Below are 21,749 nucleotides of genomic sequence, written 5' to 3' on the forward strand. Positions count from 1 at the left end.
GGGTGACCCCTAGTAGCTCTGCAGCGCCCGCACTTCCAACGCGGCCAGCGGCGCGCTTGTGATCGCCTGCGCCGCCGCCAGAGCCCCCGCGCTCGTCGTGTAGTAGGGGATCTTCATCATCAGCGCCGTGCGCCGCAGCTCGAAGCTGTCGGACAGCGACTGCTTGCCCTCGGTGGTGTTGAACACCAGCTGGACCTCGCCGTTCTTCATCGCGTCGACGATGTGCGGCCGGCCCTCCAGCACCTTGCGGACGTGGGTCGTCTCGACGCCCTGCGAGCGCAGCCATTCGCCGGTGCCGGCGGTGGTCAGCACCTTGAAGCCGGCCGCCTGCAGCAGCTTCACCGGCTCGATGATCCAGACCTTGTCGCTGTCCTTGACCGAGACGAACGCCGCGCCCGCCGTCGGCAGGGTCACGCCGCCGCCCAGCTGGCTCTTGGCGAAGGCGCGGGCGAAGGCGGGGGCCATGTCGGCCTCACCGTCGCGCTTCCAGTCCAGGCCCATAACTTCGCCGGTCGAGCGCATTTCCGGGCCGAGCACCGTGTCGACCCCGGCGAAGCGGGCGAACGGGAAGACCGCCTCCTTCACCGCGATGTGGTCGTAAGGCTTGTCGACCAGGCCAAAGCTCTTGAGCGTCTCGCCTGCCATGATCTTGGCCGCGATGGCGGCCACCGGCTGGCCGATGGTCTTGGCCACGAACGGAACGGTCCGCGAGGCGCGCGGGTTCACTTCAAGCACGAAGATGCGCGGCGCTTCGCCGTGCGGATCCTCGATCGCGAACTGCACGTTCATCAGCCCGCGGACGTTCAGGGCCAGCGCCATCTCGACCGTCTGGCGCTTGAGCTCGGCGATGGTCTCGGCGCGCAGGGAGAAGGGCGGCATCGAACAGGCGCTGTCGCCCGAATGCACGCCGGCTTCCTCGATGTGCTCCAGCACCCCGGCGACGAACACGTCCGTGCCGTCGCAGAGGGCGTCGATGTCCACCTCGGTGGCGCGGCTCAGATACTGGTCGATCAGGATCGGCGCGTCGCCGCTGACCTCGACGGCGGTGCGCACGTAGCGTTCCAGCTGCTCGTCGTCGCGGACGATCTCCATGCCCCGCCCGCCGAGCACGTAGGACGGACGGATTACGATCGGGTAGCCGACCTCATGGGCGGCGGTGAAGCATTCCTCGGCGCTGCGGGCCAGGGCATTGACCGGTTGGGCGATGTCCAGGCGATGCAGCAGCTGCTGGAAGCGCTCGCGGTCCTCGGCCAGGTCGATGGCGTCGGGGCTGGTGCCCAGGATCGGCACGCCGGCCTGCTCCAGCGGATGGGCCAGCTTCAGCGGCGTCTGCCCGCCGAACTGGACGATGACCCCGGCCAGGGTCCCGTTCTTCTGCTCGACGTGGATCAGTTCCAGCACGTCCTCGGCCGTCAGCGGCTCGAAGTACAGGCGGTCGGAGGTGTCGTAGTCGGTCGAGACGGTCTCGGGGTTGCAGTTGACCATGATCGACTCGATGCCGATCTGGTCCAGCGCGAAGGCGGCGTGGCAGCAGCAGTAGTCGAACTCGATACCCTGACCGATCCGGTTGGGACCGCCGCCGAGGATGATCGCCTTCTTGCGGTTCGAGGGCTCCGATTCGCAGTCGGGCTGCTGGCCCAGCGCCCCGGTCTCATAGGTCGAATACATGTAGGGCGTGGTCGCGGCGAACTCGCCGGCGCAGGTGTCGATGCGCTTGAACACCGGGCGGATGTCCATGGCGTGGCGCCGGGCGCGAACCTCCATCTCGGTCAGGCCGGTCAGTTTCGCCAGCCGGGCGTCTGAGAAGCCCATGGCCTTCAGCTTGCGCAGGCCGTCCGCGGCGGGCAAGCCGAGCGCCCGAACGACGCCCTCCTGCCGCACGATTTCGGCGATCTGGCGCAGGAACCACGGCTCGTAGGAACAGGCCCCGTTGATCTCCTCGACGGTCAGGCCGTGGCGGAAGGCCTGGGCGATGACCAGCAGCCGGTCGGGCGTCGGCATGGCCAGGGCGCGCAGGACGGCGCCGTGGGCGGTGTCGGGATCGTCCGCGCCGGGAATGTCGATCTCGTCGAGTCCTGACAGGCCGGTCTCCAGGCCGCGCAGCGCCTTCTGCAGGCTCTCGGCGAAGGTGCGGCCGATGGCCATGACCTCGCCGACCGACTTCATCGAGGTGGTCAGGTGCGGCTCGGCGCCCGGGTATTTCTCGAAGGCGAAGCGGGGGATCTTGGTGACGACATAGTCGATGCTCGGCTCGAACGAAGCCGGCATCGCGCCGCCGGTGATGTCGTTGGCCAGTTCGTCCAGGGTGTAGCCGACGGCCAGGCGCGCGGCGACCTTGGCGATCGGGAAGCCGGTGGCCTTGGACGCGAGGGCCGAGGACCGCGACACCCGCGGGTTCATCTCGATGACCACCATCCGGCCGTCCGCCGGATTGATCGCCCACTGGACGTTCGACCCGCCGGTCTCGACGCCGATCTCGCGCAGCACGTCGATGCTGCCCTTGCGCATCCGCTGATACTCTTTGTCGGTCAGCGTCAGGGCCGGAGCGACGGTGATCGAGTCGCCGGTGTGCACGCCCATCGGGTCGATGTTCTCGATGGAGCAGACGATGATGCAGTTGTCCGCCGTGTCGCGGACGACCTCCATCTCATATTCCTTCCAGCCCAGGACGCTCTCCTCGATGAGCACCTCGGTGGTCGGAGAGAGGTCCAGGCCGCGCAGCACGATCTCCTCGAATTCCTCGAGGTTGTAGGCGATGCCGCCGCCGGTGCCGGCCAGGGTGAAGCTGGGCCGGATGATCGCCGGCAGGCCGACGAAGGCCAGGCCCTCGCGGGCCTCTTCCAGCGTGTGGGCGGCCTTCGACTTGGGGCTTTCGAGGCCCAGCTTGTCCATGGCGTCGCGGAATTTCTGGCGGTCCTCGGCCTTGTCGATGACGTCGGCCTTGGCCCCGATCATCTCCACGCCCCATTTCTTGAGCGTGCCGTCGGCGTCGAGCGCCAGCGCCGTGTTCAGCGCCGTCTGGCCGCCCATGGTCGGCAGCAGGGCGTCGGGCCGCTCCTTCTCGATGATCTTGGCGACCATCTCCGGGGTGATCGGTTCGATGTAGGTCGCATCGGCCACATCCGGGTCGGTCATGATCGTGGCCGGGTTCGAATTGACCAGGATGATGCGGTAGCCCTCGGCCCGCAGCGCCTTGCAGGCCTGGACGCCGGAATAGTCGAACTCGCAGGCTTGGCCGATGACGATCGGTCCCGCGCCGATGATCAGGATCGAGGAAATGTCGGTCCGCTTGGGCATGCTCGTCTCGCGCACAAGGGCGGTCGCGCAGATCTGCGCGCCCGGCCCCGTTCAAACTGCTGGTTAAGGGGCCGGTTTAGAGAGGGAGTCGCTTCGCGACAACCCTCCAAAGTGTCTCTTCGGAGCGCAGCGAGGGGAGGAAGCGCCGCGGGGAATTGACCATGCCTTCTCCCGCCCGCTACGACTCGCCCAGGGGACGAAAACAACAGGGAGGAAGTTCATGCGTATTCTGCTCGGCGCCATCGCGGCGCTTGCGCTCTCGGCTTCTGCCGTTCTGGCCGGTGAGGACGTCATGGCCTCGCGGATCGGCAATACAACCATCACCACTGACGCCAGCGGCATGTCCTCGAAGATCTACTACGAGGCGGACCACAGCTTCACGGGCGTCCAGGGCGACCTGCAGCTGGCGGGGACCTGGGCGGTCAAGGGCAGCCAAGTCTGCCTGACGTTCAGCACCGAGCCGCCTCCGGGCTATCCGAACCCGATCTGCACGCCGGTCTCGGCCCGCAATGTCGGCGACAGCTGGACCAGCGGCCCGTTCACGGTCCAGCTGGTTGAAGGCAAGCAGTAGGGGCAGGAGACATGTACCGCAGGTACGTGTCTCCCAATCGAGCGGAACACGTTTAGGGGACACGTACCCAGGAGGGTACATGTCCCCTCGCGTTACGCCTTCGCCTTGTCCATCAGCCCGGCGAACCGCTCGAACAGATAGAGGCTGTCGGTCGGACCGGGCGAGGCTTCCGGGTGGTGCTGGACGCTGAACACCGGCCGGTCGGCCAGCGCCAGGCCCGCGTTGGTGCCGTCGAACAGCGACACATGCGTCTCGGTGACGGGCGCCGGCAGGCTGTCCCGGTCGACGGTAAAGCCGTGGTTCATCGAGACGATCTCGACCTTGCCAGTGGTCAGGTCCTTCACCGGGTGGTTCGCCCCATGGTGACCCTGCTCCATCTTCACGGTCTTCGCGCCCAGCGCGAGCGCCAGCATCTGGTGGCCGAGGCAGATGCCGAACACCGGCGTGCCGCTCTCGACCAGCTTGCGGATCTCGGGCACGGCGTATTGCCCGGTCGCGGCCGGATCGCCCGGCCCGTTCGACAGCAGGACGCCGTCAGGCTTGCGCGCCAGGATGTCTTCCGCCGAGGTGTCGGCCGGCACGACGGTCGCCCGCGCGCCGATCGACGCCAGCGAGCGCAGGATGTTGCGCTTCACGCCGTAGTCCAGGACCACGACCTCGTACTTCGGCGTCTCAAGCTTGCCGTAGCCCTCACCCCATTCCCACAGCTGCTCGTCCCAGACGAAGGTCTGGCGGGTGGTGGCGTCCTTCGCCAGGTCCAGCCCCTCGAGGCCAGACCAGCTGCGGGCCTGGGCGACCAGAGCGTTGAGGTCGAAGGTCCCGTCCGGGCTATGGGCGATCACCGCGTGCGGCATGCCCTTCTCGCGGATCAGCCGGGTCAGGGCACGGGTGTCGACTCCGGCCAGGCCGATGACGCCGCGACGGCTCATCCACCCCGCCAGATCGCTGTCGGCGCGCCAGTTGGCCGGGTCGGTCGGCACATCGCGGAAGATCGCGCCGCGCGCCGCCGTCTCGCTGCCGCCGCTGATCTGTTCCAGGTCTTCGACGTTGGTCCCCACGTTGCCCATGTGCGGGAAGGTGAAGGCGACGATCTGGGCCATGTAGGACGGGTCGGTCAGGATTTCCTGATAGCCGGTCATGGCGGTGTTGAAGCAGACCTCGCCGACCGCGGCCCCGGTCGCCCCGACCCCGATCCCCTGCAGGATCGTGCCGTCGGCCAGCGCCAGAACGCCGGTGACGCCGGGGAGAAGGGTCTGCGTCATGGGATCGGTTCCTGGCGGATGGACAAACGGGCGCGTTGGTAGTGAGTCGGACCAGATCGGTCAAACGCTTATCGGAGGGCTTATGCTCCAGATGCGCCCCAACTGCGAATGCTGCGATCGCGACCTGGCGCCGAACGCCGGCGACGCGCGAATCTGCAGCTTCGAATGCACCTTCTGCGCGGACTGCGCGGGCGACCGCTTCGAAGGCCGCTGCCCCAACTGCGGCGGCGACCTGGTCGTCCGCCCGCCCCGCCCGACCACCCTGCTGGCGAAGTTCCCGGGCAGCACGGAGCGGGTGAAGAAGGCGCATTAGTCCCCTCTCCCGGACGGGAGAGGGAGGGGCCCATGCGGAGCATGGGAGGGTGAGGGGTTACGGTGTGAACTGATCCTCTCCGTAATCCCTCATCCGACCTGCTCCGCAGGCCACCTTCTCCCTCCGGGAGAAGGACGCTAGAACCCGCCCCATGACCATCACCACGGTCGGCCTCGATGCCGACGACACGCTCTGGCACAACGAGACGCTGTTCCGTCTGACCCACAAGCGGTTCACGGACCTGCTCAGCCCGCACTGCGACGAGGCGACGCTCGAGGCGCGGCTGGCCGAGACCGAGAAGCGCAACCTTCGCCTCTACGGCTACGGCGTGAAGGGCTTCACCCTGTCGATGATCGAGACGGCGATGGAGCTGACCGACGGCGCGGTCGAAACGTCCGTGATCCGGGAGATCCTCGCCGCCGGTCGCGAGATGCTGACCGAGCCGGTCGAGCCGCTGCCGGGCGTCGACCATGCGCTGGCGCAGCTGTCGGAGCGCTACCGGCTGGTCCTGATCACCAAGGGCGACCTGCTGCATCAGGAACAGAAGCTGGCGGCCAGCGGCCTGGGCGACCTGTTCGCGGCGGTCGAGATCGTCAGCGAGAAGGACGCCGACACCTACCGCCGGGTCTTCGCCCGCCATGGCACGGGGCCGGAGCAGGCGGTGATGGCCGGCAACTCGATGCGGTCGGACGTCATCCCAGCGCTCGAGGCCGGCTGCTGGGGCGCGCTGATTCCCTATCCGCTGGTCTGGGCCCACGAAGCCGCCGACGCACCCGCCGACCACCCGCGCTATGTGGAACTGGCCGCGATCGCCGACCTTCCGGGATGGATCGACAGCCTCCCGCGCTAGGCGTGCATCCTTCGAGACGCGGCTTCGCCGCTCCTCAGGATGACGAACGGGGTTGTGCTGCACTAAGGTTCGTCATGGTGAGGAGCGAGCCCTCCGGCGAGCGTCTCGAACCACGCAGGGAGTATCCGACTTGAGACTTGCCCCGATCGCGGCCCTCGCCGGCGCCCTCCTGCTCCTCTCCTGCGCCACGCCGGCCGCCCAGGCGCCGTTCGACATCGTGATCCGGGGCGGCACGGTCTACGACGGCTCGGGTGGGCAGCCGTTCGTCGGCGACGTGGCCATCCGCGGCGACCGGATCGTCGCGGTCGGTCGCAAGCTGCGCGGGGCGCGGCTGACCGAGATCGACGCCACGGGCCTGGCCGTCTCGCCCGGCTTCATCAACATGCTGAGCTGGGCGAACGAGAGCCTGCTGGCCGACGGGCGGGGCCTCTCCGACCTCAAGCAGGGCGTGACCCTCGAGGTGATGGGCGAGGGCTCCTCGATGGGCCCCTGGAACGAGAAGATGCGCCGCCAGGAGACCGAGCGGCAGGGCGACATCAAGTACCAGGTCACCTGGGCGACCCTCGACGAGTATCTGAGCAAGCTGGAAACGATGGGCATCGCCCAGAACGTCGCCTCGATGGTCGGCGCCGAGACGGTGCGCACCCATGTGCTCGGCGAGGAGGACGTCGATCCCTCGCCGGCCGAGCTGGCGAAGATGCAGGCTCTGGTGGTCCAGGCGATGGAGGACGGCGCGCTCGGCGTCGGCTCGTCGCTGATCTACGCGCCGGGCAGCTATGCGGACACCGACGAACTGGTCGCGCTCGTCACCGAGGCCGGTCGCTGCGGCGGGATCTACACCAGCCACATGCGCAGCGAGGGCAACCGGCTGCTGGAGGCCGTCGACGAGCTGATCGAGATTTCCCGCCGCTCCGGCGCGCCGGCCGAGATCTATCACCTCAAGGCGGCCGGCAAGGGCAACTGGTACAAGATCGACGCCGCCATCGCGAAGATCGAGGCCGCCCGCGCCTCCGGGCTGCGGATCAGCGCCGACATGTACACCTACACCGCCGGCTCGACGGGCCTGGACGCCGCCATGCCCACCTGGGTCCAGGCCGGTGGCCGCGAGGCCTGGATCAAGCGCCTCAAGGACCCGGCCACCCGCCGTGAGGTCATCGCCGAGATGCGCGTCGACAGTCCCGCGTTCGAGAACCTCTACCGCTTCGCCGGTCCGGAGGGGACGCTGCTGGTCGGCTTCCGCAATCCCAAGCTCAAGCACCTGACCGGCAAGACCCTGGCGCAGGTCGCGGCCGAACGGAAGGTGAGCCCCGAGGACGCGGCCATCGACCTGGTCATCGAGGACGGCAGCCGCGTGCAGGTCGTCTATTTCCTGATGAGCGAGGAGAACGTCCGCAAACAGGTCGCCCTGCCGTGGATGAGCTTCGGCTCGGACGCCGCCGCCCTGGCGCCGGAGAGCGTGTTCCTCCAGTCGAGCACCCACCCGCGCGCCTACGGCAACGTCGCCCGGCTGCTCGGGAAGTATGTGCGGGACGAGCGGGCGCTGACCCTCGCCGACGCCGTGCGCCGCCTGTCGGCCCTGCCGGCGCAGAACCTCGGCCTGCGGGATCGGGGCCTGCTCAAGGCGGGCAATTTCGCCGATGTGGTGATCTTCGATCCGGCGACCATTGGCGACACGGCCACCTATGAGTCGCCGAAGCAGTTCGCCACCGGTGTCCGCTGGGTTCTGGTCAACGGCGGCGTGGCGCTGAAGGAGGGCGAGCCGACGGCGCTGGCGACCGGCCGTGTCGTCCGCGGCCGAGGCTGGAAAGGCTGGCCCGACGGCGGCTGCCGCGCCAGCGCGAAGGACTGGACCTGGGCGTGGTGAGTGCGTCCTTCGAGACGCGATCCTGAGGGATCGCTCCTCAGGATGACGAGCGTTGGTGCGCTTCACCGCTATTCGTCATGGTGAGGAGCGAGGCCTCAGCCGAGCGTCTCGAACCACGCAAGCTGCCTAGGCCTTCGCCTTCAGCCGCCGCGCCAGCAACACCAACCCGTACATCGGAACGGTCGCCGCGAACGCCCACAGGCTCGGCGCCAGCATGCCCGGGTCGGAGGCCGCCACGACCCAGACCGCGAAGGCCGCGCCGCCGAGCGCCATGGCCCGCGCGGCGAGGCGCTTGCCCGGGTCGGCGATCTGGCGGGCGAAGCTCACCAGCGCCAGCGCGCAGAGGGCGTACATGGCCATGCTCAGATTGACGGCGATGTTGATGAGCACCCCGAACTGCTTGCCCAGCGTCGGCGACATGCTGGAGGCGATAACCAGCGACATCAGTCCGGCGGACAGCAGCAGGTTGCGAACCGGCGTGCGGGCCGGGTCCGGGCTGGTCAGGGCGCGCGGCAGGAAACCGTAGGCGGCGCCGCTGCGGCTGGTCTCGGCCGTCAGCAGCAGCCAGCCGCCCATGGTCCCTGCGGCCTTGAGCAGGGCGCAAACGGCGATCACCGAGGCCAGGGTGGAGCCGGCGAGAATCCGGATCGAGTCGGCGAAGGGGGCCGTCGACTTCGCCAGGACGGCGACTGGAATGGAGCCCATCAGCGCGACAGAGGCGGCCATGTAGATCAGCGCCGCCAGTCCGACGCCGCCGAGCGCCGCGCGGGCGACGTTGCGCTGCGGGTCGCGCACCACAGCGGCGGCGATGGTCGCGCTTTCCAGGCCGAGAAAGGCCCAGAAGATCGGCGCCAGCGAGCCACCGACCGCCTGGGCCAGCGGCTTGCCCGTCGCGTTCCAGCCGGCGGCGAAGGTCGCGGAGTCAAAGGCCAGCAGGCCCAGCACCGTCGCCACGGCGACCGGCGCCAGGCCGATCACCAGGGTCAGGCCGCCGAGCCTGGCGACCGTGCGCGCGCCGATCACGTTGGCCAGGGTCATCAGCCAGATGACGCCGATGGTGGTCCAGACCGAGATCAGCGGATTGGAAAGGACCGGGAAGAAGAAGGCCAGATAGCCGGTCACCGCCAGCGCGATGGCCGGCGAGCCGACCCAGCAGGACAGCCAGTACAGCAGCCAGTTGGCGAACCCGAAGAACGGGCTGAGCCCTTGCGACGGGTAATCCACGATGCCGTCGGGTGTGGGCCTGAGCGTCGCCAGCAGGGCGAACACCCCCGCCAGCAGCATCGCGCCGGCCGAGGCGATGACCCAGCCGATGATCGTCGAGGAGCCGATCGCGGCGAGGGTCGCGGGGAGCAGGAATACCCCCGATCCGATCATGTTGCCCGCCACCAGGACGGTGGCCAGCAGGGGGCCGATGCGTCGCGCGGCGGAAGGCGTGTCTGTCATGAGCGAAGTGGCTCGCAGTTTGAGCGGGCCGTCAACGACCGTTGTTCGCTTGACGGCCCGCGCCCGGCGGCGCTCAAAGGCGGGGCATCAGCTGCGAGAGACCGCCATGAGCTTCGACACGCCCCTGACCCTGGTGGGTCCCCTGCGCGCGCCGCGCCAGATGCTGCAGGAGCAGGAATACGGCGGTCACAGCTCGATCCACGACGACGCCATGGCCGAGAAGCTCGGTTTCCGCGCCGGGCCGATCGAGGGGCCGACGCACTTCAGTCTGTTCCCGCCGCTGCTGGCGAAGATCTGGGGCAACGCCTGGTTCGAGCGCGGCTGCCTGTCGGCCCACTACCAGAACATGGTCGTCGAGGGCGAAGAGGTCCGGGCCATCGTCGAGATCCCGGCCGAAGGCGCAACCCGCACCCTGGTCCGCGCCGAGAAGGCCGACGGCACGCCGGTGCTGGAAGCGTCCGCCAGTCTCGGCCCCGATCACGGCCAGACCCTGCTGGAAGCTCGCATGGCCGGCCTGCGTCCGCCGGGCAAACTGCTGATCCTCGAAGACCTGAAGGTCGGCCTGAAGGGCGCCGTCGACGAGCTGGTGACCATGGCGCCCGACCAGCACATGGGCGCGCTCTACCCGTTCTCCCTCAACGACAAGCTGGCGAAGATCACCGAGACCTCGCCCTGGTACAGCGACGCCGACGCCTCCCCCTGGGGACGTGCGATCATCCCGCTGGAGATGGTCAGCGTGCTCGCGGAATACTCGAGCCACAGCGCGAAGTTCCCGGTGAAGGGCCCGGCCGTCGGCCTGTTCGCCGACCAGGAAATCCGCATGATCGAGGGGCCGCTGTTCGTCGGCGAGACCTATCTGATCCGCCGCGAGATCGCCGCCCTGGCCGACAGCCGCCGCACCGAGTCCTACTGGGTCCGCACGCGGATCTTCGACGCCACGGGCACGCGCCAGCTGGCCGAGATGCTGCTGAACCACGCGACGCTCAAGGACAGCTATGCCGGCTACGCGGAAGCCGCGCCGGTCTGACTCAAAACAACATCAGGGAAACGCACCATGAAACTCTACAACTCCGTCGGCCCGAACCCGCGGATGGTCCGGATGTTCGCCGCCGAGAAGGGCGTCACCCTGCCCACGGTCGAGATCGACCTGATGGGCGGCGAGAACCGCCAGCCTGCCTATGCCGGCGCGGTCAATGTCGCCGGCCAGACCCCGGCGCTGCAGCTGGCCGACGGCCAGGTGGTCGCCGAGATCACGGCCATCTGCGAGTACCTCGAGGAAAAGCACCCGACGCCGTCGCTCATCGGCGCGACGGCCGAGGAGCGGGCGGAGACCCGCATGTGGACGCGCCGCATCGACCTCAACATCTGCGAGCCGCTGGCCAGCGGCTTCCGCGCCTCGGAAGGCCGTCGCCTGTTCGCGCCGCGCATGAAGCTGGTCGGGGCGGAAGGCGCTGCGGAACTGAAGGACATCGCGCGCGACCGGATCCTGTGGCTGGACGGCCAGATGGCCGGCCGCGCCTTCGTCTGCGGCGACCGCCTCAGCCTTGCTGATCTGCTGCTGTTCGCCTTCCTCGACTTCGGGGCCTCCGTCGGCCAGCCGATCCCGGCCGAAGCCGCCTGGGTCAACGCCTGGTTCGAGCGGATGAAGGCCCGGCCCAGCGCGGCGGCCTGATCCTCCACCGTGACCCTCTCCCGGAAGGGAGAGGGAGGGCCCGGCGCCGAAGCGACGGGAGGGTGAGGGGTTGCGGCATGGCCGAGCCTGCACGAGCCGCAATCCCTCAACCTCACACCCTGCTCGCAAGCTCGCGGGCGGGCCCCTCCGTCTCCCTCCGGCAGAAGGAATTGCAGAGCGGCTAGCGCCACGCAGCGCCTTCCGCGATATGCTGCCCAAATGCGTTTCGACGACCGCTTCCTCGAAGAGATCAAGTCGCGCCTCCGCCTGTCGGACGTGATCGGCAAGACCGTGAAGCTGAAGCGTCAGGGACGCGAGTTCGTCGGCCTGTCGCCGTTCACCAAGGAGCGGTCGCCGAGCTTCTTCGTCAACGACGACAAGGGCTTCTTCCACGACTTCTCCAGCGGCAAGCACGGCGACCTGATCAGCTTCCTGCAGGAGACCGAACGGCTCAGCTTCGTCGAGGCCGTCGAGCGCCTGGCCGGCGAGGCCGGGATGCAGATGCCGGCGCCCGATCCCCAGGCCGCCGAGCAGGACAAGAAGCGCCAGGGCCTGGCCGAATGGCTGGAGCTGGCCGCGACCTGGTTCGAGGGCGAGCTGCGCCGGCCGGCCGGTCGGGAGGCCCGCGAAACGCTGATCCGCCGGGGCCTGCCCGAGACCGAATGGAGCCGCTTCCGGCTGGGGTTCGCGCCGTCCGGCCGCACCGCCCTGAAGGACTACCTGATCGCCAAGGGCGCCCGCCCGGCCGAGCTGGTCGAGGCGGGTCTCCTCATATCGCCCGAGGATGGCGGGGCCCCCTATGACCGGTTCCGCGACCGGATCATCTTCCCGATCGCCGACCAGCGCGGCCGGACCGTCTCGTTCGGCGGCCGGGCGATGGATCCCGAGGCGCGGGCCAAATACCTGAACGGCCCGGAGACCAGCATCTTTTCCAAGGGCCGGCTGCTCTACGGCCTGCCCGAGGCGCGCAAGATCCTCCACGCGGGGCCGCCGTCTGCTGACGGCGAGGACAACGCCCTGGTGGTGGTCGAGGGCTACATGGACGTCATCGCCTGCCAGCGGGCGGGCGTCGCGGCCATGGCGCCGATGGGCACGGCCCTGACCGAGGAGCAGATGGAGGTGCTGTGGCGCCTGCATCCGGAGCCGACGCTTTGCTTCGATGGCGACGGCGCCGGCCGGCGGGCCGCCAGCCGGGCCATCGACCGCGCCCTGCCGTTGCTCAAGCCGGGCAAGAGCTTCCGCTTCGCCATCGTCACCGGCGGCAAGGACCCCGATGACGTCCTGCGCGAACAGGGCCCGGCCGCCCTGCGCGCCCAGCTCGCCCAGACGACGCCCTTCGCCGACGCCCTGTTCGTCCGCGAGCGCGACCAGGAGCCGCTGGACTCGCCGGAGCGCAAGGCTGGCCTGAAGGCACGGCTGCGCGACCGCGCCAACACCATCGCCGACAAGGACCTGGCCCAGGCCTATCGCGACGATCTGCTGGGCCGGTTTGACGCCCTGTTCCAGAAGCCGCAGCAGGGCGCGCGGCAGCCGTTCGTTCCGAACCGGCCGTGGAAGCCGGGCGGGCGACCGGGGCAGATGTTCGAGGCGAGCTTCCCGACGCCGGAAGGCAAGGCGGCGGCCAAACGGCTGTCCACCGCGCTCGATCCACTGGCCGCCGCCCTGGCCCGCGGCGTGCTCGATGACCCGCACCGGCTGGACGATCACCTGGAGACGTTCGAGCGCGACGGCTTCGGCGATCCGGCGCTTTCCGCCCTGGCCGCCGAGATCATTCGGCTTCGTCTTGACGCTGATCACCTTGACTCAGGGGCTCTCGCACGCCATCTGCGGGATCGTGGATTTGCCGGGCTGCTGACTGACATCGACCGGGCCGCTGCTCAAGCAGGCGCGCCCTTCCTGAAACAGGATGTCACCCTCGCCACCGCCAGGTCCCAGTGGACGTACGCTTTTGAGGTTCTGAACCGATTGGCTGCGCTCGAGGCTGCCGTATCCTCCGCCAAGGGCAACCTGGGCGGGCGATCGGACATGGCGGCGCTGGAGCGGCTCAAGGCCGAGCGGGATACCCTCAAGCGCACGGTTCGCTCGGGAGCCCTGTGGACGGACGGTGAAACCTCTCCCTGAGACGCTTTGTCGCGTCACGACCGAATTTTTTGGGCGTCCCGCATCCCCGCCGCGGCACGCTGGAGATCGCAATGAGCACGACCGCCACCGACCAGACCGACGCACCCGAGGCCCCCGAGAAGGACGGCCCGCTGCTCGACCTCACCGACGCCGGGGTCAAGAAGTTCATCAAGCAGGCGAAAGCCCGCGGCTACGTCACGATGGACGAGCTGAACAAGGTGCTGCCCAGCGAGGAAGTGACCTCCGAGTCCATCGAGGACACGCTGGCCATGCTGTCGGAGATGGGCGTCAACGTCGTTGAGGCCGAAGAAGACGCGGCCGAGGGCGAGGGCGGCGAAGTCGTCGCGGCCGGCGAGACGGCGATCGTCACCGAGGCCGAGACCAAGGGCGCCTATGACCGCACCGACGACCCCGTGCGGATGTATCTGCGCGAGATGGGCAGCGTCGAACTGCTGTCGCGCGAGGGCGAAATCGCCATCGCCAAACGTATCGAGGCCGGTCGCGACACGATGATCCGCGGCCTGTGCGAAAGCGCCCTGACCTTCGAGGCGATCATGGTCTGGCGCGAGGAGCTCGGCACCGGCCGGATTCTGCTGCGCGAGGTGATCGACCTGGAAGGCACCTACGGCGTGATGTTCCCGGCCGCGCCGGTGATCGTGCCCACCGAGGATGCCGAGCCGGCCGAGCCCAAGGAAGCGGTCGAGGGCGAGGAGAAGCCCGAGGGCGAGGACGACGACGACGACTTCGATGACGGCGCCGGTCCGACGGTCAGCGCGATGGAAGGCGAGCTGCGCGAAAGCGTCATGGAGACGCTGGACGCCATCGCCTCCGAGTTCGACGCCTTCCGTCGCCTGCAGGAAAAGCTGGTCGAGCGCCGTCTGAAGGGCGGCGACCTGAAGGACGAGGACCGCAAAGCCTATGAAGGCGCCTCGCTCGCCATCGTCACGCGCCTGAAGACTCTCAAGCTGAACAACAATCGCATCGAGGCGCTGGTCGATCAGCTGTACGCGATCAACCGTCGCCTGATCGCGCTGGAAGGCCGCCTGCTGCGTCTGGCCGACAGCTACGGCATCAGCCGCGCCGAGTTCCTCAAGGCCTATTTCGGCGCCGAGCTCGACCCCAACTGGTCGGAAAAGGTCAAGGCGCTGGGCGTGCGCTGGACCAAGTTTAGCGAGAACGACGACTCCTCGATCCGCGACATCCGCCAGGAAGTCGCCGCCCTCGCCACCGAGACCGGCGTGCCGATCGACGACTACCGCCGCATCGTCCAGACCGTGCAGAAGGGCGAGCGCGAGGCCCGTCAGGCCAAGAAGGAAATGGTCGAGGCCAACCTGCGCCTCGTGATCTCCATCGCCAAGAAATACACCAACCGCGGCCTGCAGTTCCTCGACCTGATCCAGGAAGGCAACATCGGTCTGATGAAGGCGGTCGACAAGTTCGAGTACCGCCGCGGCTACAAGTTCTCGACCTACGCCACCTGGTGGATCCGCCAGGCGATCACCCGCTCGATCGCCGACCAGGCGCGGACCATCCGCATCCCGGTGCACATGATCGAGACGATCAACAAGATCGTCCGCACCAGCCGCCAGATGCTGCACGAGATCGGCCGTGAGCCGACCCCGGAAGAGCTGTCCGAAAAGCTGGCCATGCCGCTGGAAAAGGTCCGCAAGGTCCTGAAGATCGCCAAGGAGCCGATCTCGCTCGAAACGCCGATCGGCGACGAGGAAGACAGCCACCTGGGCGACTTCATCGAGGACAAGAACGCGATCCTGCCGATCGACGCGGCGATCCAGTCCAACCTGCGCGAAACGACCACCCGCGTGCTGGCGTCCCTGACGCCGCGCGAGGAACGCGTCCTGCGCATGCGCTTCGGCATCGGCATGAACACCGACCACACCCTGGAAGAAGTCGGCCAGCAGTTCTCGGTCACCCGCGAACGCATCCGCCAGATCGAAGCCAAGGCCCTGCGCAAGCTCAAGCACCCGAGCCGCTCGCGGAAGCTGCGCAGCTTCCTGGACTCGTAGGGTTCAGGGGACAGGATTTCGTGTCCCTTGAGGGCACGACTTTCTGTCCCCGAACGTGCTTGCGAAGTCGGATAGGTTGAGTAATATCTGGCTATGTCGAAGACCATAGGCGCTGCAAGGCCAGTCAGGGCGGGGAAGCCGGTCCGCCTCGGGCGCAGCGCGATCAGCGGTCAATGGGTTACAAAGCCGGTCACAAAGACGACAGCCGAGCGGGCCCGTCGGATTCGTGACGCCGTCCGGAAAGTGCTTGCGGAACAGCAGGTTTGAGCGACGGCTCTGAGCGATCGACCGATCAGGTCTTCATCAATTGCCCGTTCGACCCCCACTATGCCGAGATATTTCAGGCGCTGATATTTGCCGTGCGTTTCTGCGGCTTCACCCCCAGATGCGCTCGCGAGCTGGACGACGGTGTCCGCATCGAGAAGTTGAACGACATCATCGAACAGTGCCGTTACGGCGTCCACGATCTGTCGCGAACCGAGCTTGACGACGACAATCAGCTTCCCCGCTTCAACATGCCGCTCGAACTGGGATTGTTTCTCGGGGCGAAGCGGTTTGGCGATTCAGAGCAGAAGCGAAAGCGCACCCTGATCTTGGACGTGGAGCCCTATCGGTACCAGAAGTTCATTTCCGATCTCGCAGGCATGGACCCCAAGAGCCATCGGGGCGATGCCGGCGTCGCTGTCGGCGAGGTTCGAACCTGGCTGCGCAACGTGTCGGGCCGCAAGATCGCCGGACCTGTCTCCGCGGTGGATGCCTGGGGCCGATTCCGCGGGGATCTGCCCCGCATCGCAGTGGCTGCCGGGTTCGACCCGATCAACATCCCATACGCAGACTACGAGGCCATGGTGATCGACTGGTTGGCGACGGCGCGCTGAGCGCGCCTACGCCCCGCGCATCAAAACGCCGGCGGTCAGGACGCCGAACGCCAGCAACAGCGTCTCGATGACATTGGCGCTGATCAGCGGGATGCCGACGTTGCCGTAGTGGGCGATGGCGGCGGCCAGGGCCAGAACGACGGCCACCAGGAACAGCGGCGTCGAGGGGGCGGTCAGCATCAGCGAGGGGCTGCGATTGGCCATGGGGTGTCCTTCCGGATGTGCGCCTCGGCGCTGACCGGCGGCGATGCGCTTCCGGTCCGTCATGAACGCCTCACAGAGACCACTGTTCCGCCAGCGAGCAGCGAGACTCCCGATACCAATACTCCGGGGATATCACGGGACATTTGCGGGACTTCCGCCCCGTCTCGTCGCTAAAGCGCGTCCTTTAGTTATGGCTTGCGCCGCGATCCGCCACGAGATACTAAAGGAAATGCTTCAGCATCAGCCCCGTCCCGCTCAGCCGCCACTCGATGCGGTGTTCCAGGCGCTCGCGGATCCCGCGCGGCGCAGCATGCTGGAGCGCCTGACGATCGGCCCCGCGTCGGTCAGCCAGTTGGCCGAGCCGCTGCCCATGAGCCTGGCCGCCGTCGGCCAGCACATCGCGGTGCTTGAAGCCGCCGGGCTGGTGACGAGCCAGAAGGTCGGCCGGGTGCGGACCTGCACGCTCGACACCACCGTGCTGACCCAGGCCGAGAAATGGATCAACGCCCGCCGCATCGCCGTCGAGCAACAGCTTGACCGGCTGGGCGAGTATCTGGCGGCCACAAAGCCCGCCGACGAAGTCTGAAGGACGCCGATCATGCCCTCCGCCCTGACCCACGCCACCTTCTGCGTCGAGCGGGTCTATGACGCCCCGCCCGCGCGGGTGTTCCACGCCTTCACGGATCCGGACGCCCGAAAGCGCTGGTTCTTCCGGGTCCACGACTGGACGCTCCACGCGCACAGCGGCGGCGAACCCGGCGTCGGCAAGGCGGAGTCCAGCCGCTTCAGCCCGCCCGGCGCGGAGGTAATCATCACCAACGACAGCCTCTACCTGGACGTCGTTCCGAACGAGCGGGTGATCTACGCCTACGCCATGACCCTCGGCGGCGCGCCGCTCTCCTCGTCGTTGTCGACGGTGGAGTTCCAGCCGGAGGGCAAAGGCACGCGCCTGGTCTTCACCGAACAGGGCGTCTACCTGGACGGCAATGTCGACGGCCGGATCGAAGGCACCGAAGGGCTGATGGCGCGGCTGGGCGAGGAGCTGGAGCGGCAGGCCTAGGCCAGCATGTCCAGCAGACGCCCGGTCATTTCATCGGCCGCGCGGATCACCGCCGCATTGGCGCTGATGGCGGCCTTGGCCTCGACGCGGTCGACCACGTCACGAACCGGGTTTTCCAGCGGCGCGGCGGCCGTCCGGCGGGCGCTGGCGTCGAAGCGGGCGGCGGCGTCGTTGAGGCCGGCGGCGGCGATGGGCAGGGCCTGCATGGCGGGTTCTCCCGTTGGCGAGCCGCCAGACTACGCCGTCGCGCTTAACGGTCCGTCGGCAGGGATGGTGAACGGCCCGCTTGCCATGACCGCGGCCCTCGCGCACCTTTCGCGCCATGAGCCAGCCAGACCCCGCGACCGGTCGCTATGCCTCGTTCGAGGCCTTCTATCCGTTCTACATCCACGAGCATTCGAACCGCACCTGCCGGCGAATCCACGTGGTGGGAACCGGCCTGGTCATCGCCGCCTTCGTCACCGCGCTGGCGACCCGCAATCCCTGGTGGTTCGCGGCCATGCCGCTGATCGGCTACGGCTTCGCCTGGGTCGGCCATTTCGTCTTCGAGAAGAACACCCCCGCCACCTTCAAATATCCGCTCTGGAGCCTGATGGGCGATTTCCGCCTGTTCTTCGAGACGGTCACCGGCAAGCGGCGCTGGTAGCGCCCTCACACCACAGGACAGATCCATGAGCACCGACCTCTTCTCCCTAAAGGGCCGCACGGCCCTGATCACCGGCGGCTCGCGCGGCATCGGCAAGATGATCGCCGCGGGCTTCATCGCCGCCGGTGCGCGGGTCTACATCTCCTCGCGCAAGGCCGGCGCCTGCGACGCCACGGCGGCGGAGCTGTCGGCGGGCGGCGGGGTCTGCATCTCGCTGCCGCAGGATGTCTCGACGGTCGAGGGCTGCAATCTGCTGGCCCAGGCCTACGGCAAGTACGAGACCAGCCTCGACATCCTCGTCAACAACGCCGGTGCCGCCTGGCTGGCCGAGTTCGACAGCTTCCCCGAAGCCGGCTGGGACAAGGTGATGAACCTGAACCTCAAGTCGCCGTTCTTCCTGACCCAGGCGCTGGCGCCCGCGCTGCGCGCGTCGGCCAGCCATGAGCGGCCGGCCAAGGTGATCAACATCGCCTCGATCGACGGCATCCGGCCCAATCCGCAGGAGACCTACAGCTACCAGGCCAGCAAGTCGGGGCTGATCCATCTGACCCGCCGCATGGCCGGCCGGCTGATCGAGGACAACATCGTCGTCACGGCCATCGCGCCGGGCGCGTTCGCCTCGGAGATGAACACCGTCGCCCGTGACCAGGCCGAGGCTGTCGCCGCGCGCATTCCGTCGCGCCGGATCGGCACGGACGAGGACATGCAGGGCGCGGCGATCTATCTGGCGTCCCGCGCCGGCGACTACTGCGTGGGCATCACCATCGCGGTCGACGGCGGGGTCTCCTACGCCGTCGCGTCGATGTAGGAGGCGGTCATGTTCAACGGCGCGCTCATTCGCAAGCGGCTCGGCCAGTACGGCGCCGCCTGGTTGATCAGCTTCGTGGTGGCGGTGCTCGGCATCCTGGCGGGCAGCGCGCTGGCGAAAATCCGGCTGGTCGAGGTCGCCGATCTGATCCTGCCCGTGGCCTTCGTCGCCCTGACGCTGGCTGTCGTGGCGGTGATGGTCGTGACCCTGCTCAACGGTCGCGAGACGGTGGCCACGCGGCTGGTCGTGCTGGTGCTGGCGGTGCTGATGTTCCTGCCGCTGCTCTGGGGGCCGGTGCTGGGCGCGATCACGGCCGCCTGGATCGGCCAGGCCTCGATCGAGTACTCGGCCGTTTACGCGCAGTTCCGCATCCAGATCAGCCAGGCGCTGTTCAGACTGGCCGGGCTGATGTTCGCCAACCCCCTGATGGAGACCGTCTGGGCGGTGTTCCAGGGCGTGGCGACGGTGGTCGGGTTCCTGTCGTCCTTCTTCCAGGTCTGGCCGCGCCTGTTGCGTCTGCTGGGTGCGCGGGAAGCGGAAGCGTAACGCCCTCCCCGAAGGGAGGGCGCTCCGGGGTCCCTAGAAGCCCCAGGTGGTGTAGCCGAGCTGCAGAACCTTCGGGTAGCCGGGGTTGATCCCGTTGACCCTGAACTGGCTGATGCGGCCGGTGTTGGTCTTCATGCAGACGTAGCTGCCGACCGGCACCGCCAGCAGCGGCACGCGGGCCGTGCTGAAGCTGGCCGTGCTGCAGCCGGCGAACCCGCGGTTGCTGCGGTCGCCCACAGCCATCATCGCGCCGTTCCGGGGGGTCAGGAACATCATCGCCGGCGTGGCCGCCTGGAACCACAGGTCGGAACCGCCGCCGCCGCCGACCGCGCCGTTGTCGAAGTTGACCAGGTAGGTCTGCGGCAGCTCCACGCCGCCGGTCGAGAAGGTCGGCGGAGTCGGCGGCGGGGGCGGCGGGCCCAGCGGATGGCAGCTGAAGCCGCCGGGCCGGGCGGTGCAGGCCATGCCGGCGGGCGCGTTGCGTTGGATGCTGCCGGCTGGGCCGTACAGGCACTGCAGGGCCGGAGACCCGCCGATGTTGACCACCGCGGTGTTGGTCAGCGAGTTGACGATCGGGGTGTTCCACCAGCCGCCCGGCAGCGGCGTGGTGATCTCGCGCCGGACCTGAGACGCCGGACAGTTGATTTCCGCGGCGCTCGCCATGGCCGGAGCGGCGAGGGTGATGAGGGCGGCAGCCGCCCCGGCGATACCAAGCGAAACCTTGTTCATAGTAGCCTCCCAACGAGGGCCAAGCCCCTCTGGCGCCCAGAGAACACCGGTCTGGCTGAACCTTTCCCGGTAGAGATCTGTCAGCCGCTGTTCACCCACGGCGGGCATCTCGTTGACGCCGGGTCCGCGGACTGCGAGCGTCCTCGAAGGTAAAAACAATAAGGGGGAGGCCACGATGCTAGCCTCATTGCTGCTGCGTCTCGGGGCCCTTGGTCCTCTCGCATTCTATGCCGCCATCGCCGTGGGCGGTTTCATGACACCCGGCTACAACCACATGACCCAGCAGGTCAGCGAGCTCGGCCAGGCCGGCGCTCCCGCGGCGACGCTGTTCAACTACGGCATGATGGCCGCGGGCGGCGCGATCATCGTGGGCGGCCTCGGCTTCTTCCTCGGCATGCGCAAGCTGGGCGTCGGAGTCGTGATGCCGCTGCTGACCGCCGTGGCGATCGGCCTGTTCGGCGCGTCGTTCGTGATCGCGGGCCTGCATCCGATGCCGTCGGCGCTGCACGGCGCTTATCACCTCGGCTACGCCGGCATCGCGGCCCCGCTGCTGGCCTTCCTGTCGCTCGGTGATCGCAGCGAAGTCTCCGGCGCCAAGACCCTGGCGGTCGTCAGCTTCCTCGCCGGGGGAGTCCTTCTGGCGCTGCTGATGAACGTCGGCGGCTTGAACCTCGTCAAGGCGGCCGACGCCGGTCTCTGGCAGCGTGGCCTGATCCTGGCCACGACGCTGTGGATGGTCTCGGCCTTCCTGTCGATCCCGGCTGCGGTGGCGGCCAGGGAACGCAAGCGTTCCAGCGCCTACTAGAACGGGCGTCGACTACGCCCAGGCGTAGTTGAAACTCACGGAGATGCGGTTGCTTCTGGCGCCGTTGGCCGGCACCTCGTGCCGCAGCCAGCTCTCCCACATGAGAACGGTCCCGGGCGCCGGAGTGACGTAGACGAAGGTCTGCAGGTCCTCCGGCGCTTTCTTCATGCGCGACGGCGCGGCCATCATCATCGGCAGCCGGGGATCCTCCAGCTTCAGCGCCGAGGCGCCGGGCGGCGTGACGACATAGTAGGTCCCGCTGATCACGCTGTGGGGATGGATGTGGCTGGTGTGAGCCCCGCCCGGTTTCAGGACGTTGACCCACAGGCTGTCCATCACCAGCCGCCGGCCCTTGAGGTCGAACGCCAGGTCGACGGCGAAGGCGGCGGCCTGTTTGTCGAGGCGCTTCTTCAGATCGGCGAAGGCCGTGACCCGCTGCGGCAGGTCGTTGAGCGAGGCGTAGGAGGTGTAGCCGGGGTAGGCGTTGGCCTTGCACCAGGCGCGGCCGGCCTGGTCCTCGGCCGCCAGCATCAGGCAGGCGTCTTCAAGATCGCCGTTCAGGGCGTCGAAACCCTTGTCGGCGGCGAGGCTGGCTTCATGCAGTCGGGTGACGAAGAGGGCGCGGCTGGTCATGGCTTGCCGTTATGCCGGGC

The 21,749-nt window shown here is 68.2% G+C and carries 22 protein-coding genes; 15 read left to right on the plus strand and 7 right to left on the minus strand.

The window, feature by feature from the left end:
* Nucleotides 1-9 precede the first annotated feature (9 nt).
* Nucleotides 10-3,297 carry a carbamoyl-phosphate synthase large subunit gene (gene carB / locus AC3WJT_RS04790; RefSeq protein WP_492341921.1) on the minus strand — a complete coding sequence of 1,096 codons (3,288 nt, stop codon included), beginning with the start codon at nt 3,295-3,297 and terminating at the stop codon, nt 10-12.
* Nucleotides 3,298-3,517: 220 nt separating this feature from the next.
* On the opposite strand from carB, the gene AC3WJT_RS04795 reads away from it, so the two are divergent.
* Entirely contained in the window at nt 3,518-3,868 is a 351-nt protein-coding gene (locus AC3WJT_RS04795; RefSeq protein WP_492341922.1) for a hypothetical protein, read from the plus strand.
* A 92-nt stretch (nt 3,869-3,960) separates the two neighbouring features.
* On the opposite strand, the gene carA is transcribed toward AC3WJT_RS04795, so the two are convergent.
* Nucleotides 3,961-5,130, minus strand: coding sequence for a glutamine-hydrolyzing carbamoyl-phosphate synthase small subunit (gene carA, locus AC3WJT_RS04800; RefSeq protein WP_492341923.1), 1,170 nt, complete (start codon nt 5,128-5,130; stop codon nt 3,961-3,963).
* 82 nt (nt 5,131-5,212) lie between these two features.
* Here carA and AC3WJT_RS04805 point away from each other — a divergent pair, with 82 nt between their 5' ends.
* The 3 genes from AC3WJT_RS04805 to AC3WJT_RS04815 all read left to right on the plus strand — a co-directional run bounded on the left by AC3WJT_RS04805 (nt 5,213) and on the right by AC3WJT_RS04815 (nt 8,157).
* Entirely contained in the window at nt 5,213-5,443 is a 231-nt protein-coding gene (locus tag AC3WJT_RS04805) for a DUF1272 domain-containing protein (RefSeq protein ID WP_492341924.1), read from the plus strand.
* 151 nt (nt 5,444-5,594) lie between these two features.
* The gene (locus tag AC3WJT_RS04810) at nt 5,595-6,293 is read left to right on the plus strand and encodes an HAD family hydrolase (protein WP_492341925.1); all 699 of its coding nucleotides are present in this window, start codon (nt 5,595-5,597) and stop codon (nt 6,291-6,293) included.
* Between the two features lie 130 nt (nt 6,294-6,423).
* Nucleotides 6,424-8,157, plus strand: a complete 1,734-nt coding sequence (locus tag AC3WJT_RS04815) for an N-acyl-D-amino-acid deacylase family protein (protein ID WP_492341926.1) — start codon at nt 6,424-6,426, stop codon at nt 8,155-8,157.
* 126 nt (nt 8,158-8,283) lie between these two features.
* On the opposite strand, the gene AC3WJT_RS04820 is transcribed toward AC3WJT_RS04815, so the two are convergent.
* Entirely contained in the window at nt 8,284-9,603 is a 1,320-nt protein-coding gene (locus AC3WJT_RS04820; protein ID WP_492341927.1) for an amino acid permease, read from the minus strand.
* A gap of 106 nt (nt 9,604-9,709) precedes the next feature.
* On the opposite strand from AC3WJT_RS04820, the gene AC3WJT_RS04825 reads away from it, so the two are divergent.
* From AC3WJT_RS04825 to AC3WJT_RS04845, 5 genes are all read left to right on the plus strand, one after another.
* Nucleotides 9,710-10,630 carry a hypothetical protein gene (locus tag AC3WJT_RS04825; RefSeq protein WP_492341928.1) on the plus strand — a complete coding sequence of 307 codons (921 nt, stop codon included), beginning with the start codon at nt 9,710-9,712 and terminating at the stop codon, nt 10,628-10,630.
* 27 nt (nt 10,631-10,657) lie between these two features.
* A complete protein-coding gene (locus AC3WJT_RS04830) occupies nt 10,658-11,275 on the plus strand; it encodes a glutathione S-transferase family protein (RefSeq protein WP_492341929.1) in 618 nt (205 codons plus the stop codon).
* Between the two features lie 219 nt (nt 11,276-11,494).
* The gene (gene dnaG / locus AC3WJT_RS04835; protein ID WP_492341930.1) at nt 11,495-13,396 is read left to right on the plus strand and encodes a DNA primase; all 1,902 of its coding nucleotides are present in this window, start codon (nt 11,495-11,497) and stop codon (nt 13,394-13,396) included.
* 71 nt (nt 13,397-13,467) lie between these two features.
* The gene (rpoD, locus tag AC3WJT_RS04840; RefSeq protein WP_492341931.1) at nt 13,468-15,420 is read left to right on the plus strand and encodes an RNA polymerase sigma factor RpoD; all 1,953 of its coding nucleotides are present in this window, start codon (nt 13,468-13,470) and stop codon (nt 15,418-15,420) included.
* A gap of 263 nt (nt 15,421-15,683) precedes the next feature.
* Nucleotides 15,684-16,298 (plus strand): hypothetical protein, encoded by a 615-nt coding sequence (locus AC3WJT_RS04845; protein WP_492341932.1) that lies wholly within the window; start codon nt 15,684-15,686, stop codon nt 16,296-16,298.
* Nucleotides 16,299-16,304: 6 nt separating this feature from the next.
* Here the strand turns inward: AC3WJT_RS04845 and AC3WJT_RS04850 are convergent, their stop codons facing one another.
* On the minus strand, nt 16,305-16,502 hold the full coding sequence (locus AC3WJT_RS04850; protein WP_492341933.1) for a hypothetical protein: 198 nt from the start codon (nt 16,500-16,502) through the stop codon (nt 16,305-16,307).
* A gap of 229 nt (nt 16,503-16,731) precedes the next feature.
* Between AC3WJT_RS04850 and AC3WJT_RS04855 the strand changes: the two genes are divergently transcribed.
* Together AC3WJT_RS04855 and AC3WJT_RS04860 are read left to right on the plus strand one after the other, a co-directional pair.
* A complete protein-coding gene (locus AC3WJT_RS04855) occupies nt 16,732-17,088 on the plus strand; it encodes an ArsR/SmtB family transcription factor (RefSeq protein WP_492341934.1) in 357 nt (118 codons plus the stop codon).
* A 12-nt stretch (nt 17,089-17,100) separates the two neighbouring features.
* Nucleotides 17,101-17,562, plus strand: a complete 462-nt coding sequence (locus AC3WJT_RS04860; protein WP_492341935.1) for an SRPBCC family protein — start codon at nt 17,101-17,103, stop codon at nt 17,560-17,562.
* Here the strand turns inward: AC3WJT_RS04860 and AC3WJT_RS04865 are convergent.
* Complete coding sequence (locus tag AC3WJT_RS04865) at nt 17,559-17,768, minus strand: flagellar hook protein FlgE (RefSeq protein ID WP_492341936.1); 210 nt, start codon at nt 17,766-17,768, stop codon at nt 17,559-17,561. The genes AC3WJT_RS04860 and AC3WJT_RS04865 overlap by 4 nt on opposite strands.
* Before the next feature lie 116 nt (nt 17,769-17,884).
* Between AC3WJT_RS04865 and AC3WJT_RS04870 the strand changes: the two genes are divergently transcribed.
* From AC3WJT_RS04870 to AC3WJT_RS04880, 3 genes are read left to right on the plus strand one after another with little or no spacing between them, the layout of a single operon-like run.
* A complete protein-coding gene (locus AC3WJT_RS04870) occupies nt 17,885-18,208 on the plus strand; it encodes an Mpo1-like protein (RefSeq protein WP_492341937.1) in 324 nt (107 codons plus the stop codon).
* Between the two features lie 25 nt (nt 18,209-18,233).
* Nucleotides 18,234-19,016 carry an SDR family oxidoreductase gene (locus AC3WJT_RS04875; protein ID WP_492341938.1) on the plus strand — a complete coding sequence of 261 codons (783 nt, stop codon included), beginning with the start codon at nt 18,234-18,236 and terminating at the stop codon, nt 19,014-19,016.
* Nucleotides 19,017-19,025: 9 nt separating this feature from the next.
* On the plus strand, nt 19,026-19,562 hold the full coding sequence (locus AC3WJT_RS04880; RefSeq protein ID WP_492341939.1) for a hypothetical protein: 537 nt from the start codon (nt 19,026-19,028) through the stop codon (nt 19,560-19,562).
* 33 nt (nt 19,563-19,595) lie between these two features.
* Here the strand turns inward: AC3WJT_RS04880 and AC3WJT_RS04885 are convergent, their stop codons facing one another.
* The gene (locus AC3WJT_RS04885) at nt 19,596-20,291 is read right to left on the minus strand and encodes a hypothetical protein (RefSeq protein WP_492341940.1); all 696 of its coding nucleotides are present in this window, start codon (nt 20,289-20,291) and stop codon (nt 19,596-19,598) included.
* Nucleotides 20,292-20,466: 175 nt separating this feature from the next.
* On the opposite strand from AC3WJT_RS04885, the gene AC3WJT_RS04890 reads away from it, so the two are divergent.
* Complete coding sequence (locus AC3WJT_RS04890; RefSeq protein ID WP_492341941.1) at nt 20,467-21,096, plus strand: DUF998 domain-containing protein; 630 nt, start codon at nt 20,467-20,469, stop codon at nt 21,094-21,096.
* Nucleotides 21,097-21,108: 12 nt separating this feature from the next.
* Here the strand turns inward: AC3WJT_RS04890 and AC3WJT_RS04895 are convergent, their stop codons facing one another.
* Nucleotides 21,109-21,729, minus strand: a complete 621-nt coding sequence (locus tag AC3WJT_RS04895; protein ID WP_492341942.1) for a TIGR02466 family protein — start codon at nt 21,727-21,729, stop codon at nt 21,109-21,111.
* Nucleotides 21,730-21,749: the final 20 nt, after the last annotated feature.

This window comes from Caulobacter sp. FW305-C-30-S16 (assembly GCF_058783025.1).